The sequence below is a fragment of the Hoylesella nanceiensis DSM 19126 = JCM 15639 genome (assembly GCF_000379965.1).
Taxonomy (GTDB): Bacteria; Bacteroidota; Bacteroidia; order Bacteroidales; family Bacteroidaceae; genus Prevotella; species Prevotella nanceiensis.
Genome location: NZ_KB904327.1, coordinates 738,424 through 757,285, shown reverse-complemented (window position 1 = coordinate 757,285; position 18,862 = coordinate 738,424). Strand labels below are relative to the sequence as shown.

Below are 18,862 nucleotides of genomic sequence, written 5' to 3'. Positions count from 1 at the left end.
GTTGTAGATTTATTTTTCTTTTGAAATTATACGTATCTTGCGACTTCTTGTATCAAGAATATAGAAAGATTTGTATTTTTCGCTATACGCAATACCTGTAGGACTATTAAAACGAGCTGTTTCTCGAAGATCTCCATCTTCAGAACCCCAACTGTTTCCATCGCCAGCTTGAGAAGAAGTTCCACGTCCTGCATAAGTTCTTACAATGCCATCAGGTGTGAGATATCTTATACAATGATTCCAGTTGTCGCAGAAATAGAAATCATAAACATCGTCTCGGTTTTCGGCAGCGTAAGTTTCGTTTTTTACAAAGCACCCTTGATAGGGTCTACTGATACGTGCACCTGTGCCAACACCATCAATCCAGTTTGCATTTCGTGCTTGTCCTGCCACAACATATGGTGGGGCAAAGCTCTTTGTCTTTTCATTATAATCAGAACGGAGAATATAATGCTTATTAATCACTACAATGTAGCAATATTTCCCCGTAGGATGGATAAATATTTTAAATTCCCAACTAACATCTTGAATTGTGAAAAGTTCTTTAAAATTGCCATCAGTCCAATTAGGATACCAGGTTTCTTCGTTTTCAAGAGTTTCAAAATACTTATTCATGTCTAAGCGAAAAACTTGTCCACGTTCATAACTGTTGAAGTAAAGCTCTCCGTTTATAGGATGAATTGCAGCTCCATTACATTGTTTATATGCCGCAAGTATTTGTGAATTTGAGTTATCTGAAAAAGACCCATCTACATTACGTTTTACAATCCATACACTAGGACTTTGTAGTTGCCTATCATCTCGGTCGGTTGTTACAAGCATATATTGTCCATCCTTAGTAAAATCAATAGAACGTAATCTATGATTGTCGAATTTCGACATCGATAAAACTGTTCTTATCTCTTGTCTTTTAAGATCTAAGGCTTGTATTCCATGTGCATTCTCATCATAGACAATATATAAAATATCCTCATTTTGAGGATCAAATGTAAGGCAGCCTTCACCTGAAAAGCCTGTAGCAGTGCTGAAAGGACCATCGTGCCAACCTTGATCATCAAATTGATTACGTGTTCCACACAATGTGCCAACAATCATTTTACGTTCATAATTGAACTTCTCTGAAGCCTGCGCATGTTGTATTTGCCCTGTTTTATGTCCAATAGTTATATCAATTTCTCCAGAATAACCTCCACTTGGAACAAGACAATATAAGCAATTGTTCTTTGTATTAAGAAGTATTGCCCGTTTACCACCAATACTTACTTGAACATTTGCTGTATCATTTCCAAAATTAGTACCATACACAACTAACTTTTGACCAGCTCCTCCTTTCTTTGGGATAAAGTCTGTAATACTAACAGATTGTGTCGGATTGTAGTTTTCTATGTCAGTGTTGTCTGACTCATTTTTGCATGCGGAGATGCAATAGATGGTTAATAGAAAAGTAGTTAACCAAATTTTCACCAATAAAGGTTGTTTTGTTTTTTGCATAGGTTTATTTTTTTTATGTTTTATGTAAGTCTTAGATTAATCTTAATTAACATCTGATTATTATAGGTGCAACAAAGTTAAGAAGAAATAAGAACTTAAGAATAATAAAAATGAATCAATTTATATCAGAAATGGCTCATATTTACATTTAATGGAAAAAGTTTTTAAAACACCATATAATATTAAGGTGTAAGAAACACAAATCCAATAAAGAATACTTATGTGTTAATCATTAAAGAATGAGATGTATGAATTCTTAGGTATTTTATCTTTTGGCTTTAGAATAAAATCAAGTATAGTTACATTGGTAATATTATATAAGAATAAACACAATGTTATTACACTCTAAAAACGATGTAATTGCGGTGCAAAGTCAATGATATTCAATATCAAAAGCATTGAATTTGAAATGAAAGTATTATAAAAGATATAACACTTTGAATATTAATGGGCTTTGTGAAGAATGGAGTAATTCCTTTATCCCATCGATATTATATAAGAAAATAGGCTTAGAGCGTGGATTAGAATAGAGAAATGTGCCAACAAAATGAAAATAATTTGACGTGTTCTTTGTATCAATTAAACATTGTTTGTATCTTTGTGTCAGTAGATAAGAATAACTACAGCTAGCTCCATAATGAAAAGCTTCACCACAAATATTGTTTTGTAAGTATCAAATATTGTCTTAGTCTTTTAGATGTATGTGACTTATCAAACTATATTGAACAACTTTTTCAAAGCAATGGTATTTTGCAATGAAGAGAAGGTGTGAAAAGAAACTGCTAAAAGTTTATTTGGAGTAAAGAAATTATAGAGAGTTTATCAAAAATCTGTTGACTAATTAAATCAAATCGATATCTTTTATTTTCAAATGTAATATATAAAAACAATGAACTCTGAAGCTTAATATATAATAAAGTAGGGTTATATATGGAGTTGTAAAATGAAAAGAGTATAGTATGAGCAACAATCTTAGACAAGAAAGGAAATTATTTTTCGGTATCAGTCGTCACAGAATGGCTACAGATGGGAAAGGAATTACAACCCTTGTTGGCTTTATTGGCTGTCCACTAAAATGCAAGTATTGTTTGAATGAGCAATGTCATAGTTCTACTTTCGAGAAAGATGATTTAATTTTGCGCAGAGACATTCAACAACTTTCGCCTAAAGAGGTGTATGACATAGTGAAAATAGATAATATCTACTTTCAAACAACAGGCGGAGGAATTTGCTTTGGTGGAGGAGAACCTATTCAAAATCATGCCTTTATTATCGCCTTTGCTCAACTCTGTCCAGTTAATTGGAAGATAACACTTGAAACATCGCTTTATTGCTCGGTTGCTACTATCGAGGATTTAGCACCTTATGTGAATGAATGGATTGTAGATATTAAAGACATGAACGAGTCTATTTATAAGCAATATACAGGAGTGGACTCTAAAGTGGTGCGACAATTTAAGACCATAAAGAAGTGTGTTCCGATAGAAAAAATAACGATTAAGGTACCACATATCCCTCATTTCAATACAGATGAAGATGTTAAAAGGAGTATTGATCAGCTCCAAAAGATGGGGTTTACAAATATTGTGGAAACCAATTATATCGAAAAACGTACTAATATTTAGCATAAAAATCTATACAAAATGAACATAGGAAAAGATAAATGCGAATTACTTAAAAATATTCGAACATATATAGCTGAAAAATATGGATTAGATTATCTCCCTTCTGAATGTAAACACGAGGGTGATTGTCAAGGTACTTGTCCTAAGTGTGATGCAGAATTAATTGATATACAGAAGCAATTAGATTCGAAGGGAATTACAGACATAAGTAGTGATGCTGTTTTGAATGAATTATTTCAAGCATACCTGTTTAGTAAAGATAATAATGATGAAGCTAATTCTACCTCTTCGGTAGGCCAATCTTCTCTATCACAAGACAAAGATAAGCACAAAAGAGATTCTGTTTGTCTGCAAGGAGATATCACTTCTACGCCTAACGAGGACTCTTTAGACTCTCTTGCAAGGGAAAAGAATTTTATAAAGTCTTTTGTTGCAGATAAGACACTTTTCATGGAGTGTCCTGTTGCTGGCATAGCCTTTCATGATATAGATGAAGTTTGGGACGAGTTAGAAGTGGGAACGAAACTTGTTCTTGTGCGTGATAAATATAATAAGTATGACAAGAATGCTATAGCTGTGGCTTTAGTAGATGACTATGAGGGTGATCCTGATGATTTTGATTTCGATTTTATTCTTGGATACATTCCAAAAGATAAGAACGAGTCTTTAGCTTTATTTTTAGATATGGGCTGGCAAGATATGTTTGAAGTTAAAATTTCTAGCTTAAAACGCTATGGACCTTATAGCGATCGTCTTCATATTTCTATTTATATCAAGCATAAAGATGTTGTTGAGCCACAAGAAGATGATGCGCTCCGAATAAACTATTTTGATAAAAAGGAAGAATGGAGCTCGTTTGTAACTGAGTTATGGCGTAAAGGTTATGTTTATTGTCGTTGGTTGTATTTGTATTTTGAACACCCTGATTTACCAAAGAAAGGCAATCATGTCTTGTTTTTGTATAATGATGGTAAGCAATTCATTATGTATCTTATGCTAGTGATTGCTCTTGGTGATGCCGCTGAGGCTTTTCTAGACAATCCCGAGGATATGATGCTGATTGATGATTGTGTTGCTTATATCTTAACAAGCGTTGCAGGACCCATCAAAGTGTCTAATGAAGCAATTCAAATTCCCGAAGAGTTCTTACAAAGAAGAGGGCAACCAGATAAGCAACTTGATAAAGAATTGTCGGATAAGTTGATGAATTTGTTTTTAGAAGATAAAGACTTTGAACTTCGGTTGAAGATGCATAAGTATAAATAATGTTGTGAATAAAATTGTTTAATTTGCATGTTAAATTAAAAAGAATATTTATCTTTACGAAAACAATCATTGCCTAAGACTGATAATACATGGAAAACAAAAAAAGAAAGAGATGTTTTAGATACTTCTTTATGTGGCGAATAGCCCAATCATTTTATGTGATATTTTACTTATATATTCATATATGAATGGGCAAAATATGAAAAATGAACCAATTTTGCTATTCTTTTGTGTGATTGTTATATTCTTGCAGATCTAAAATCAATACTTTTGCAGATATAAAGAAAACACAATTGATATAAAATTTATTACGCATAATGAAAAATCTATTACTATTTTTAATTCTTGCGATCAATCATTTTACTCTGCAAGCGCAGACTCGATCGCTTTTTGAACCTTACAAGAAAACAGAATTGCATTTACCTGCAGTTCCATTGATAATGAATGACCCTTATTTCTCAATTTGGTCTCCTTATTTAAACTTATATGATGGTGTGACTAAGCATTGGAGTGGAGCACCGAAATCTATTGAAGGTTTATTGCGTGTTGATGGAGTTACTTATCGTTTTATGGGTAAAGAAAATGCTAGGGTGTTAAAACCTGTAGCTCCTATGGCGGATGTAAAAGGCTGGATGGCGAAAGTGTGTTATGAAAAACCTGAGAATAGTTGGATTGAACGTGAATTTAATGATGCAAAATGGGCTACGCAGCAAGCTGCATTTGGTACTCCTAGAGAATATTTAAATATTAATACTCCTTGGACTAAAGAAAATTCAGATATCTATATTCGTCGCCATTTTGTATTGACAAAAGAGGATTTGAAACATGATTTGTGGATGATATTTTCTCATGATGATAAATGTGAGATATATGTGAATGGTATATCTGTGATAGAAACGGGAGAAACATGGATACAGAATGAAGAAATTCGATTAACAGATGAGGTGAAAAAAGGTTTACGTGTGGGTGATAATATTATTGCTTATCATGTGCATAATACCAAAGGAGGTGCAAATGCTGATATCGGAATGTTTGTAGATGTGAAGGCAAAAAAAACTAGAAATATAGAAAATGCTACTCAAATGAGTTGCGAGGTAATGGCTACTAATACTTACTACACTTTTCGTTGTGGAGGAGTTGACTTAAAATTAGTGTTTACAGCTCCTATGTTTCTTAATGATTTAAATCTGCTTTCTACACCTATTAATTATATCTCTTATCAGGTATGCGCTAATGACACACGAAAACATAATGTTCAAATATATCTTGGAACAACTCCAGAATTGACTGTTATAAAGAGTACTCAGCCAACGATGTCTACAATTCAAACTGTTAAGGGAATAGATTATCTTAAAGCTGGAAGTGTAGAACAGAATGTTTTGGGTAAAAGTGGTGATTTAGTTTGTATTGATTGGGGGTATGTATTATTACCTAATGTCAATGGTAATGTAACAATTGCCAATCAAAGCATAATAGAAAATCAGTTTATTAAAAAAGGAACTTTAGTAAAAGGGAATAAGGAAAGCTTCAAAAGTAATGATGAAAGTGATATGCCTGCGTTAGGCTACTTACATAATTTTGGGTTAATAGAGCGTGATTCTAGTTATATGATGATTGGATATGATGAAGTGGAGGATGTTCAATTCCTAGGAAAACGTTATAAAGCATATTGGGCAAAAGATGGAAAGCAACTTACTGACGCCTTCGAAGATTTCCATAATAATTATAATGCTTATATGCAACGTGCACAATTGTGGGACAAGAAAATCTATGACGATGCTCTAAAAGCTGGTAATAAGAAATATGCTGAGGTTCTATCTGCTTCTTATCGACAGACTTTAGCTGCTCATAAACTATTTGTTGATAAAGATGGAGACGTTATGTATTTCTCTAAAGAGAATAGTTCTGGTGGCTTTATTAATACAGTAGATGTAACTTATCCTGCAGCTCCATTATTTTTAACCTATAACACAGAATTAGAGAAAGGTGCATTGGAAGGTATATTTAAATATTGTGCAGATAGTACAAGATGGGGTTTTAGTTTTCCTGCTCACGATTTGGGATTTTATCCAATTGCAGATAAACAAAAATATGCAACTTGTTTTCCTGGTGTTAATGGAGAATTTGGTAAAAATATGCCTGTCGAAGAAGCTGGAAATATGGTAATTCTCACAGCTATGACTTGCTTAAAAGAAGGTAACGCAGATCTAGCAAGAAAGTATTGGAAACAACTTACACAATGGACTAACTACCTTGTAGAGAATGGACAAGACCCAGCAAACCAATTATGCACTGATGACTTTGCAGGACATCTTGCTCATAATGTGAATCTTTCTATAAAAGCTATTATGGGAATTGCAGGTTATGCACAATTAGCTAAGATGCAAGGAGATTGCTTAACATATAATACTTATATGAACAAAGCACGTGAAATGGCAGCTATTTTGGAAAGAACTTCTAATGATGGTGACCACTATAGATTGGCTTACGATAGAAAAGGAACCTGGAGTTTGAAGTATAACATGGTTTGGGATAAGTTATGGAACCTAAATCTGTTCTCTAAAGATATGAAAGAGAAAGAGTTTCAATATTACTTAACTAAGAAAGAGCAATATGGTATACCTTTAGATAATCGTGAACGATATACGAAATCGGATTGGGAAATGTGGGTTGCATGTTTAGCTGACAATCAAAACGATTTTAGTCAAGTTGCTGATCTCGTATGGGAGTTTGCTGATAAAACTAAGAATAGGGTTCCTTTTAGTGATTGGTATTGGGTGAATAGTGGAAACTATCAGATCTTTTGTGGTCGTTCTGTTCTTGGTGGACATTGGATGAAAGTGTTGATGGATAAATGTTTAAATACAAATAGCTTTTTGTCTACCAAACCTTGTGTTTCATTATCTCAATAGAATAAATTACGAATGAGGTCTAGACAAAATAATGGTTAAGTCAAAATCGAATCTTTGTATTGTTTGATAAAATAATAAAATTCTAGAATCTCTTAGGAAAAGCTATCTTATATAAGAAACTTATAATTATGAGAAGAATAAAAATCATATTAATAGTGTTGTTCTTACTTATCTGTAAAGTGGGGAAGAGTAATACTCTTTTTAGACATATTGGTGTTGAATCTGGATTATCTCAAAGTACTGTTCTTGCTATATTGCAAGACAGAATGGGATTTATGTGGATTGGAACCAAATCTGGTCTTAATCGTTATGATGGTTCTTCTTTTAAAACTTATTATGGTAGTTCGGATGCACATGGCTTAGGAAGTAGTTATATAAATGTTCTTTTTGAAGATTTAAATGGCTGTATATGGGTGGGAACAGATTGTGGAGTTTGGATTTATAACCCACAGAATGATTCTTTTACACGCTTTAATCTGCGTAGCTCAGATGGTGAAAGTATTGCAAATATGGTAAATGTAATTAAAGCTTACCAAGATAAAATATACATAACTGCAAATGAACAAGGAGTTTTTTGTTACGACATTCAGAAAAAGACGTTATCGCATTTTGCTTTGAAGAACTATCCTAATGTTTCAGGAATGTGCATTGATGGCACTGGAAGGGTATGGCTTGGTTTTTTTGGAGGAGGATTATATGTTACAAACTTAACGTTTCATATTCTAAAACCTTTTCAAACGCAAGATGGTAAATTACCATTTACTGGCAATATTGTGTCTGCAATATATCCTTTAGGGAACAATCGATATGTTATAGGATCTGATAGACAAGGATTATCCATTATTAATTCTGAGAAATTAAGCTTAGATCCGATAATTACTACAGTAGAAGGTAAAGATCTTTTTGTGCGTAATATCATTCTGCATGGTAATGAAATATGGGCAGCAACAGAGCAAGGTATGTTAGCTTATAATGAGAAGAACCATTCTTTACGACATTATACCTATAATCCAATCGACCCTTTTTCTATTTCTGATAATCCTCTTTATTGTTTATACAAAGATCGTGAAGGTGGTTTGTGGGCAGGATCTTATTTCGGAGGATTGAATTATCTACCCACAACTCGTCCTTTCTTTGAACGTTTTGTACCACAAGGTAAAGGAAATGGTTTGTATGGACGACGTACAAGGGAGATGGTGATGGATCAAGAGGGTAAAATATGGATAGGAACTGAGGACGGAGGACTTAGCTATATGAATTCTACTGGAGAGACTTTTACTCACATTACTGCTAGTAAATTATTTCCTAACGTACAGAGTTTATGTATGGATGGAAATGAATTATGGGTAGGTACATTCGCTTCTGGAATAAAAATCATAAACACTCATACACTTCAAATAGTAAAAGAATTTAAGGCTGATGGACAACCTGGGGCGCTTCATGATAATACTATCTTTAGTATTGCACGTTCGCCACAAGGTAAAATCTATTTAGGAACAATACGAGGATTATGTACTTATAATCCAACTACTAATACTTTTACATATGATAAACACATACCGCCAGTGTTAGTAAATGATGTTCACTTTGATTCACATGGAAACTTATGGCTAGCCACACAAACAAATGGAGTATTTAGGTATAATAATGGTAGATGGATAAACTTTAAAGTAGGTAATTCTGGACTTACTACAGATAAGATATTAAGTATATTTGAAGATCATAAAGGAATTATTTGGGTGACCACACAGGGTGGAGGAGCATGTCGTTTTAACTTCTCAAATGGGCAGTTTGTTTCTTTAAACCAAGGAGTACTCAATAAAACTGCGACCTATTTTCGAATGGTAGAAGATGAAAATGGAGTTCTTTGGTTCTCTGGTTACAATGGAATTGTGCGTTATGATCCTCAATGTAATGATATAAGCACCTATACAAATCGTATGATGCTTCTTGATAATCAATTTAACTATAGTTCTTCTCTTATAGATAAGCATGGATGTATCTATTTTGGAAGTCTTAATGGCATTGTACGTTTCTCACCTTCTTCATTAAAAAAGATTCAAGGCGTACCTCGATTGATAGCGACAGACTTATATATCAATAATGAATATGTTGACAACTTTAGTGTGAATACCCCCTTGAAAGAGAATATTGTATTTACTCGTAATTTGTCTTTAGGTTATAATCAAAACTCATTTAAGTTACATGTTGTACCTTTAAGTTATTCAAAGCAAGATTTAATTTCATTAGAATATAAACTTGAAGGATTCGATAAAGAGTGGCAAGCAATGGGTTCGGACTTCTTTGTCACTTATTCTAATTTACCTGCGGGGTCCTATAAGTTAATAGTTCGAATGAAAGATCAACATGGAAAGCCGTATCCAGGTGGATATAACTTAGAAATTAAAGTGCATCCTTTCTTCTTACTTTCTTTCTGGGCAAAGATGTTGTACGTTATTTTGATTGCGATTTTGATTTGGTGGATGATGCGTTATTGGAATAATCGTACAGAAAAACGTCGTGTTTTGGCTATGCAAGCTTTTGAAACAAGTAAAGAGCAAGAGTTATATAGAAGTAAGATACACTTCTTTACTAATGTGGCACATGAGATACGTACACCTCTTACACTTATTTTAGGCCCGTTAGAAAATATACTTGCAGAAGGACAGATACAAAATGGTGATGTAAAAGAGGATCTTGACATCATGTATGAGAATACACGTAGACTAACAAATTTGATAAATCAGTTATTAGATTTTCGAAAAACAGAGATTGATGGTTTACGATTAAATTTTGAATATTGTAATATAACAAAGCTAGTTACGAACGTATATCATCGTTTTCATTCTGTAATGCGTGAGAAAAATATTACATCAACTCTTTCTTTTCAATGCGAAAGTTTGTATGGATATGTGGATCATGAAAGCTTTACTAAGATAATTAGTAATCTTATTAATAATGCTGTAAAGTATTGTCAATCTTATATATCAGTAACATTGAAGGCTAATGAGAGAGAATTTAGTCTTACTATTACAAATGATGGAAATATCATACCTGTAAATTTGCGTGAGAAAATATTTGAACCATTCTTTCATATTGATTCTTCCGAGCATTCTGTTTCAGGAACGGGCATTGGTTTAGCTCTAGCTCGTTCGTTGGCAGAGCTACATAGTGGACATTTATATATGGGTGAAGACACAAATTTAAATGTGTTTGTGCTTACTTTGCCACTGCAACAAAAAGTTTCTGTCAAGCTAAGTGACAATGGAATAGAAGAAACAACGCAAAATAAAGACAATCAAATAAGTACTCAAGATAACTTAATACATCCTTATACACTTTTGTTAGTAGAAGATAATGTTCAAATGTTGGAGTATGAGAAACGTTGTTTGGAAAAAGCATACAATATAATAACTGCAACTGATGGAGAGGAAGCATTATTAAAGATGCAGCAAAATAATGTAAATCTTGTAATTACTGATGTGATGATGGAACCGATGGATGGTATAGAATTGTGTCGTAGTATTAAATATAATGTAGAACTTTCGCATATACCAGTTATTATTTTAACTGCAGTTACTTCTGAACAAGGCAAGATGAAAGGAATGGAAAGTGGTGCAGATGCCTATATCGTGAAACCTTTCTCCATGAATAACTTGTTGGAAACAACACAAAATTTATTACGTCAGCGTGAAGAAATAAAAAGAATGTATGCCACATCGCCTTTTGTTTTAGCCTCTTCAACTTCTATTAGTCCTGCGGATGTAGAGTTCTTGAAGAAATTAAAAGATGCTGTTAGACGCAATATTGGCAATTGTGACTTTAATGTAGATCTGTTGGCAGCGGAAATGAACATGAGTCGTACGAGCTTAAATCGCAAGGTTCGTGGTACATTAGACCAATCACCCAATAATTATATACGAATAGAAAGACTTAAAGCCGCTGCTGAAATGCTAAAAGAGGGAGAGTTGAAAGTAAATGAGATCTGCTATAGTGTAGGATTTTCAAGCCCTAGTTATTTCACAAAGTGCTTCTATGAACAATTTGGAATATTACCTAAAGAATTTAATAAAGAACAATGAAAAAATTAACAAAAACAATCTTGACAACGGCAATGAGTACATTCTTGCCGCTATTACCTCAGGTTTTATATTCGCAAACTGTGACTTATAAAAATCCTGTGATAGAAACTAGTGCGCCAGATCCTACAGTAATACGTGCTGAAGATGGAAGCTTTTATCTCTATGCAACAGAAGATATCCATAATGTTCCCATATTTCATTCTTTGAATTTAGTGGATTGGAAACAAGTCGGAACTGCTTTTACAGATACCTCAAGACCCAAATGGCTCCCTAAAGGAGGAATCTGGGCTCCTGATATACAACGAGTGAATGGAAAGTATTATTTATACTATTCTAAATCAGTATGGGGTGGAGAATGGGATGCAGGTATTGGACTTGCTATAAGTAATTCTCCTTCTGGACCATTTACCGATCAAGGATGTTTATTTACAAGTAAACAAATAGGAATCCAAAATTGTATTGATCCTTTTTATATAGAGGAAGGGGGAAAGAAATATCTTTTCTTTGGATCTTTCCGTGGTATTTATGGTGTTGAACTAACAAATGATGGTTTACATATAAAGCAAGGAAGTAAGCCTCAAAAGATTGCAGGAACATTTATGGAGGCTACTAATATCAAACGAAAAGGAGGATTTTATTATTTATTTGGTTCATCAGGAACATGCTGTGAAGGAGTACGTAGTACATATAAAGTAACTGTTGGACGTTCAAAAAATCTCTTTGGACCATATGTTGATAAATCAGGTAAGAGTTTACTTGATAACCATTATGAGGTGTTATTAAATAAAAATAATAGTATTATTGGTCCTGGACACAACTCATCATTGGTTACAGATGATAAAGGGAATGACTATATGATTTATCATGGATTTAAAAGTACAGATCCAGATGCTGGTCGTATGGTATGGCTTAGTCATATTGTTTGGGCTGATGGATGGCCTTTGGTCGTAGATAATTCAAATTCTAATGCAGATATTCTTCCTTCAATCAGTACAAAAAACAATAGTGTTATAACACGCTCAGGCTTAAATCCTAATAACTTTAATGCTAGTGTAGATGGAAAAGAAACACGGCTTTATACACTAGTGAATCGTAATGGTATGGAAGTATGTATTACAAATTTTGGTGCTCGTATAGTTTCAATTATGGTTCCAGATAGAAAGGGAGTTCTACAAGATGTTGTTTTAGGCTATGATAATATTATGCAATATGCAGATTATCAAAATTTTGGTTCTGATTTTGGTGCAGCTATCGGACGTTATGCCAATCGAATCAATCAAGGTCGCATTACTATAGATGGAAAAACAATACAATTACCTCAGAATAATTTTGGACATTGTCTACATGGAGGATTTAAAGGATGGCAATACCAAGTGTATGATGGTAAGCAATTGAATGATTCTACAATAGAAATGAGTCTTGTTTCTCCCGATGGGGATAATAGTTTCCCTGGTACAATCTCTGCAAAAGTGTTTTATACACTTACAGCAAATAATGCAATTGATATTCGTTATGAGGCAACCACAGATAAGAAAACGGTTATAAATATGACAAATCACTCATATTTTAATCTTAATGGAAATCCTTCTTTGCATGGAGAAAATCAATTCCTTTATATCAATTCTAATTATTATACACCCGCAGATACGACCTATATGCCTACGGGTAAAATACTAAAGGTAAATGGTACACCTATGGATTTTCGTAAACCAACACCATTAAGTAAAGATATCAATAACCAATCTTTTGCTATGACACGTAATGCACATGGCTTTGATCATAACTGGTGCTTAAATACTTGGAATAACGGACGACCTGATGAGCATAAGGTTGCAGCTTCATTATATAGCCCTCAGACAGGAATCATGTTGCAAGTATTTACCAATGAACCTGGAATACAGGTCTACACAGGTAACTTTCTTGATGCATCTTTTGCAGGAAAGCATGGTTATCGCTATCCAAAACATTCTGCAGTGTGCTTAGAAACACAACATTATCCTGATAGTCCTAATCATAATAACTGGCCAAGTACTTGGCTTAGTCCTGGAGAAGTATATAAAAGTCATACAATATATAAATTTTCAACACGCTGATAACGTTTTATAGATATAATGTAAAAAGCAAATCGAAAGTTTTAATTTATTGAAAAGACTTAGAATAAAGAGAATCGTAGTGATAACGAATTAGATTTTTTGATACAAAGTGATATTCAAATAAGGTTATAACTATTGTATGTGTTTAAGTGTTTAGTGGATAATTCTACTCAAGTAGGGCTATGTTAGCTTTCTTGGGTAGAATTTCCTGTATTTATAAATAATGAAAATAAACTGTGAAAGCTGAAAAAAGAAATACATTAGTAGCTGAATTTGTTACTTAATTCTACCTTCCTTCCGACAACTATCATACCTTTCCCTTACAGAATTTGCAGGGCGATGTGGGCACAAGCTTCGGCGTCGGCAAGAGCATGATGGTGATTATCTAAGCAATAGCCACATTCTTGAGCAACAGTATGCAACTGATGGTTAGGTAAATGGGGGAGTATTCGACGTGCAGCACTAAGTGTATCGAAGAAAGTGTAATCGGGATAATCCATTTGATACACCTTAAATACCGCTTTAAGACAGCTCTCATCAAATCTACTATTGTGTGCAACAAAGGGCAAATCGCCAATCTTAGGTTCAATTTGCTTCCAAATCTCGTGAAAGCAAGGCGACTCTTCCGTGTCACTTTTAGTGAGTCCATGCACTTTAGTGCACCAATATGAATAATAGTTGGGTTCAGGTTGAATAGTAGAATAGAACGAATCAGTAATTACTCCATCTCTAACAATCACAATTCCAATCGAACAAACGCTGCTTCTTTCACTGTTAGCAGTTTCAAAATCTATCGCTACAAAATCTTTCATGACGTGTAAAATGCAATTATAATCTACAAAGTTATGAATTTTTACGTTAGAATGCCTTCTAAAGAAAAGATTTATTATCTTTGCAATGTATTCCTTTAGTAGAGAAATACAGATAGTATTACTACATTAATAATAAAACATTGGCATTGTTTTAATAAAGAAAAATCCTATACAATGAAGAAAATAGCCCAAATAACCTATGCTCTTTCTCCCGCACTTTTAGTGGCTTTAACAGCACAAGCAAAAGAATCTAAAGAGCAAAAGAACAAAAATACCAGTAAACCCAATGTTATTTTGATTTATGCAGACGACCTTGGATATGGTGATTTAGAGTGTTATGGAGCCAAAAATATACAAACTCCCAATGTAAATAAGCTAGCAAAAAATGGTATTCGTTTTACAAATGCCCATGCAACAGCGTCAACAAGTACCCCATCTCGTTATTCTTTACTCACAGGCGAATATGCTTGGCGACGTAAAGACACCGATGTTGCGCCAGGAAATGCAGGTATGATTATTCGACCAGAGCAGTTTACAATGGCCGATATGTTTAAAAGTGCAGGTTATACAACATGCGCAATAGGCAAATGGCATTTGGGTTTAGGAGATAAAACAGGTCAACAAGATTGGAATGCGCCACTTCCTTCGGCTCTAGGTGATATCGGTTTCGATTATCATTACATTATGGCAGCCACTGCCGATCGTGTTCCTTGCGTTTTTATAGAGAATGGAAAAGTAGCAAATTATGATGAAAATGCGCCTATAGAGGTGAACTATTATCGTAATTTCGAGGGCGAACCAACAGGAAAAGATAATCCTGAATTGTTGTATAATCAAAAGTCTAGTCACGGACACGATATGAGTATTGTGAATGGTATCGGTCGAATTGGTTACATGAAAGGCGGTGGAAAGGCTCTTTGGAAAGACGAAAACATTGCCGATAGCATAACAACCCATGCCATTAAGTTTATCTCTGAAAATAGAGAAAAGCCCTTCTTTATGTATTTTGCTACCAATGATGTACACGTTCCACGCTTCCCTCACGATCGATTTAGAGGCAAAAACAAAATGGGAGTGCGTGGAGATGCTATTGCACAGTTCGACTGGTCGGTAGGAGAAATCGTGAAAGCACTAGAGAAATATCATCTTTTAGATAACACACTCATCGTTATTAGTAGTGACAATGGACCCGTTGTAGATGATGGTTATCAAGATAGAGCAGAAGAATTGCTTAACGGACATAGCCCAGCAGGACCTTTCAGAGGCAATAAATACAGCTCTTTTGAAGGCGGAACAGCCGTTCCTGTAATTGTTTCATGGAAGAATAAGGTTGCAAAGAATCAAGAGTCAGATGTTCTTTTGTCGCAGATTGATTGGCTTGCATCATTTGCTCATCTTGTAGGAGCACGTCTACCAAAGGGAAGTGCCTTTGATAGTGAAAACCACTTGTCTAATCTTTTAGGTGAAAAAACAAATGCTCGTGAGTGGGTTCTAGAGCAAAGTAATACCCGAGTATTATCAGTTAGAACTCAAAAATGGAAGTATATCGAACCAAGTGATGGGCCAAAGATGATTCAATGGGGACCTAAAATCGAAACAGGTAATAACGCTCAGCCACAGCTTTTCGATATGCAAGCATCTAATTTCGAAGAAAAGAACGTAGCAAAAGACCACCCACAAGTGGTTTACGATATGCAAAACATCTTACGAAGAGAACGTAGTAAGAAATAAAAAAGAATGTAAAAACAAATAGAGTGGGGTGCTCTTATATAATAAGATGACGTAAATTACTTATTATTTTCTATGGCATCAACGGCACTTCTTATTATCTTTGCATAGTGAAGTAATAAGAAGTGCTCCACATTATAAGGCATTTCAGTTGCTTCTATTTAACAAAAACATTAAAAATAAATACCCTTTATATTCCCAAAGAGTAGGGTTTGTTTTATAAACATCTTGACCTCTCTTTGTGATATAACGTAAAACCATACGTTTTGAATACATACGCACCCTTCGCCAAACCACTTTATGTGATGCTAAAGCCTGTTGGCAGTAGCTGTAATTTATCGTGTAAATATTGTTATTACTTAGAAAAGCAGTTCTTATATGCAAGTAATAAGAGTATGTGGATGGACGAAACGCTCCTCGAAAAGTTTATTCAACAATATCTCTTGTCGCAAACTCAGCCCCAAGTGTCCTTCACTTGGCATGGCGGTGAACCCCTTCTTCGTCCTATATCATTCTACGAAAAGGCACTGAAGTTACAACAAAAGTATGGCAAAGGATATGATATTCAAAATAGCTTACAAACCAATGGAACCCTTATAACTGATGACTGGTGTCGTTTCTTTAAAGATAATGACTTTTTAATTGGGCTTTCTATTGATGGAACAGCAGCCATGCACAACCTCTATCGCACCACACCTCGTGGCAAGGATACCTTTGATGAGGTGATGAGAGGAATAGAATTGCTTAACAAACATGGTGTAGAATGGAATGCAATGGCTGTTGTTAACAATCAAAATGCCGATCATCCCATCGAATTCTACAACTTCTTTAAAAACATTGGTTGTCATTTCATTCAGTTCACTCCAATTGTTGAACGCCAAATACAACACACAGATGGCAGACATCTTGCCTCTTTAAAAGATAAAGATCTACGGGTTACGTCTTATTCGGTTAGTGCCGAGCAGTGGGGAGCCTTCCTTTGCGCTATTTTTGATGAGTGGATTAAAGAAGATGTAGGCGACTATTATGTTCAACTTTTCGATGCAACGTTAGCCAATTGGGTAGGAGTTACTCCAAGTATATGCACCCTTGCACGCACATGTGGACACGCAGGAGTGATGGAACACAATGGAGATGTGTATGCATGCGACCACTTTGTGTTTCCAGAATATAAGTTAGGAAACATCAAAGACAAAACGCTTACAGAAATGATGTATAGTCCTCAGCAACTAACCTTTGGTAAAAACAAACACAATTTGTTGCCTAAACAATGCAAAGAGTGCCCCTATATGTTTGCATGTAATGGCGAATGTCCTAAAAATAGATTCATAACCGATTGCTATGGCATGCCAGGTCTCAACTATTTGTGTAAGGGCTATAAGCGTTTCTTTGCGCATGTTGCACCTTATATGGACTTTATGAAAGCCGAATATGAAGCAGGTCGCCCACCAAGTAATGTGATGGAGTGGGCTAAAAACAATGCTATTGAGCTATAATTACAATGCTTTTAGAGTGTAATATCAATCCTTTTACACCCTAAAAGCATTCCTTTTATAATCACCTCACAATTCCTTTGTAAACGCAATACATTATTCATCTTATTTAAGGCGCATCAAAATTTGATGTGATAAATAAAAAACATCAACTTAAAAGTTTTGAAGTTTCAATTTATTTTTGTTACTTTGCCTGTATATCGAAATACAATAAAAGAATAAAAGATGAATATTTGCATTGTGGCAGGCGCTCGTCCTAATTTTATAAAGGTAGCACCTATCATTCATTCTATAAAGAGATTCCAGGAAAACGGAGAGCAAGTAGCTTTCGAATTAGTATACACAGGTTCTAAAAGCGATGAAACTTTAGAGCCAACTCTATTTGATGACCTTCAAATAGAACAGCCCAACGTGTATCTTGATGTTGTTTGTGAGAACTTAAATGAGCTTACAGGCCGTGTAATGTCTGCTTTCGAAACTTATTTAACACAGCATAAAACCGATGTAGTGATTGTTGTTGACGACCTTGCTTCAACACTTGCTGCTGCAATTGTCACCAAAAAACAAGGCATTAAACTTGCACATTTGGTTGCAGGAACACGCAGTTTCGATATCAATATGCCTAAGGAAATCAACCGATTGGTTATCGATGGTTTGAGCGATTACTTGTTTACAGCTGGTATTGGCGGTAATAGTGTTGCTATTAAAGAGGGAGTAGACTCATCAAATATCTACATGGTAGGTAATATTTTGATGGACACTCTTCGCTTTAATCACACAAGAACATCTACATCTCATCTTTTAGAAGAATTGAATTTGAAAGAAAAGAACTATCTTTTATTCACTCTTAACCGCAAAGCGCTTATCAAAGACGAGAAGAAAGTAGACGAAGTACTAACTGCTTTGTTGAAAGTTGCAGATAAGAAGACAGTCATTGCTCCTCTCAGAGACGATGCTGCAAAGGTTGTAAACAAATGGATTAGCGAACATTCATGCGCTGATTCTATTCGAGTTGTTGAGCCTTTGTCTTATCTTTCATTTGCTTTCTTGGCAAAAAATGCGTGTGGTGTGATTACAGACTCAGGTAATGTGGCAGAAGAAGCAACCTTTAATGGTGTTCCTTGTATCACTCTTAACAGCTATACCGAACACATCGAAACCGTGAAAGTGGGTACAAACGTCCTTGTGGGTGATGATGTAGAATTATTAAACCAATATCTAAACGATATGGTTAGCGATAAATGGAAACACAGTGGTATTCCTGATCGATGGGACGGACGTAGTGCCGATCGCATCGTTCGTATTCTTTTAACCACTGCCTAAAGTGTATATACATAGAAAAACAGAATAGTTAACCAAT

Annotated in this window: 10 protein-coding genes; 8 read left to right on the top strand and 2 right to left on the bottom strand. The window is 34.7% G+C overall.

Features of this window, described 5'->3' with window-relative positions; translation table 11 throughout:
• Positions 1-9: 9 nt before the first annotated feature.
• Positions 10-1,491, bottom strand: coding sequence for an IPT/TIG domain-containing protein (locus tag A3GM_RS0103115; protein ID WP_018361931.1), 1,482 nt, complete (start codon positions 1,489-1,491; stop codon positions 10-12).
• Positions 1,492-2,450: 959 nt separating this feature from the next.
• Between A3GM_RS0103115 and A3GM_RS0103110 the strand changes: the two genes are divergently transcribed.
• The 5 genes from A3GM_RS0103110 to A3GM_RS0103090 all read left to right on the top strand — a co-directional run bounded on the left by A3GM_RS0103110 (position 2,451) and on the right by A3GM_RS0103090 (position 13,469).
• Positions 2,451-3,116 carry a radical SAM protein gene (locus A3GM_RS0103110; RefSeq protein ID WP_018361930.1) on the top strand — a complete coding sequence of 222 codons (666 nt, stop codon included), beginning with the start codon at positions 2,451-2,453 and terminating at the stop codon, positions 3,114-3,116.
• Between the two features lie 18 nt (positions 3,117-3,134).
• Complete coding sequence (locus tag A3GM_RS10940) at positions 3,135-4,382, top strand: HIRAN domain-containing protein (protein ID WP_018361929.1); 1,248 nt, start codon at positions 3,135-3,137, stop codon at positions 4,380-4,382.
• A 317-nt stretch (positions 4,383-4,699) separates the two neighbouring features.
• Entirely contained in the window at positions 4,700-7,294 is a 2,595-nt protein-coding gene (locus A3GM_RS10935; RefSeq protein WP_025829638.1) for a glutaminase family protein, read from the top strand.
• A gap of 128 nt (positions 7,295-7,422) precedes the next feature.
• Positions 7,423-11,376, top strand: a complete 3,954-nt coding sequence (locus A3GM_RS0103095; protein ID WP_018361927.1) for a two-component regulator propeller domain-containing protein — start codon at positions 7,423-7,425, stop codon at positions 11,374-11,376.
• Positions 11,373-13,469, top strand: coding sequence for a galactose-1-epimerase (locus tag A3GM_RS0103090; protein WP_018361926.1), 2,097 nt, complete (start codon positions 11,373-11,375; stop codon positions 13,467-13,469). The genes A3GM_RS0103095 and A3GM_RS0103090 overlap by 4 nt, the downstream gene beginning before the upstream one ends.
• A 320-nt stretch (positions 13,470-13,789) precedes the next feature.
• Here the strand turns inward: A3GM_RS0103090 and A3GM_RS0103085 are convergent, their stop codons facing one another.
• Positions 13,790-14,281: a 3'-5' exonuclease gene (locus A3GM_RS0103085; protein WP_018361925.1), complete on the bottom strand. Its 492-nt coding sequence runs from the start codon at positions 14,279-14,281 to the stop codon at positions 13,790-13,792.
• 174 nt (positions 14,282-14,455) lie between these two features.
• On the opposite strand from A3GM_RS0103085, the gene A3GM_RS0103080 reads away from it, so the two are divergent.
• From A3GM_RS0103080 to wecB, 3 genes are all read left to right on the top strand, one after another.
• The gene (locus tag A3GM_RS0103080; RefSeq protein WP_018361924.1) at positions 14,456-16,012 is read left to right on the top strand and encodes a sulfatase family protein; all 1,557 of its coding nucleotides are present in this window, start codon (positions 14,456-14,458) and stop codon (positions 16,010-16,012) included.
• 263 nt (positions 16,013-16,275) lie between these two features.
• Positions 16,276-17,505 (top strand): anaerobic sulfatase-maturation protein, encoded by a 1,230-nt coding sequence (locus A3GM_RS0103075; RefSeq protein WP_025829640.1) that lies wholly within the window; start codon positions 16,276-16,278, stop codon positions 17,503-17,505.
• A gap of 222 nt (positions 17,506-17,727) precedes the next feature.
• Positions 17,728-18,825 carry a non-hydrolyzing UDP-N-acetylglucosamine 2-epimerase gene (gene wecB, locus A3GM_RS0103070; RefSeq protein ID WP_018361922.1) on the top strand — a complete coding sequence of 366 codons (1,098 nt, stop codon included), beginning with the start codon at positions 17,728-17,730 and terminating at the stop codon, positions 18,823-18,825.
• Positions 18,826-18,862 lie beyond the last annotated feature (37 nt).

Bases quoted from the DNA above. Each gene is read 5' to 3' on its own strand.
- A3GM_RS0103115 (WP_018361931.1), bottom strand. From the start codon at position 1,491: ATGCAAAAAACAAAACAACCTTTATTGGTGAAAATTTGGTTAACTACT.
- A3GM_RS0103110 (WP_018361930.1), top strand. From the start codon at position 2,451: ATGAGCAACAATCTTAGACAAGAAAGGAAATTATTTTTCGGTATCAGT.
- A3GM_RS10940 (WP_018361929.1), top strand. From the start codon at position 3,135: ATGAACATAGGAAAAGATAAATGCGAATTACTTAAAAATATTCGAACA.
- A3GM_RS10935 (WP_025829638.1), top strand. From the start codon at position 4,700: ATGAAAAATCTATTACTATTTTTAATTCTTGCGATCAATCATTTTACT.
- A3GM_RS0103095 (WP_018361927.1), top strand. From the start codon at position 7,423: ATGAGAAGAATAAAAATCATATTAATAGTGTTGTTCTTACTTATCTGT.
- A3GM_RS0103090 (WP_018361926.1), top strand. From the start codon at position 11,373: ATGAAAAAATTAACAAAAACAATCTTGACAACGGCAATGAGTACATTC.
- A3GM_RS0103085 (WP_018361925.1), bottom strand. From the start codon at position 14,281: ATGAAAGATTTTGTAGCGATAGATTTTGAAACTGCTAACAGTGAAAGA.
- A3GM_RS0103080 (WP_018361924.1), top strand. From the start codon at position 14,456: ATGAAGAAAATAGCCCAAATAACCTATGCTCTTTCTCCCGCACTTTTA.
- wecB (WP_018361922.1), top strand. From the start codon at position 17,728: ATGAATATTTGCATTGTGGCAGGCGCTCGTCCTAATTTTATAAAGGTA.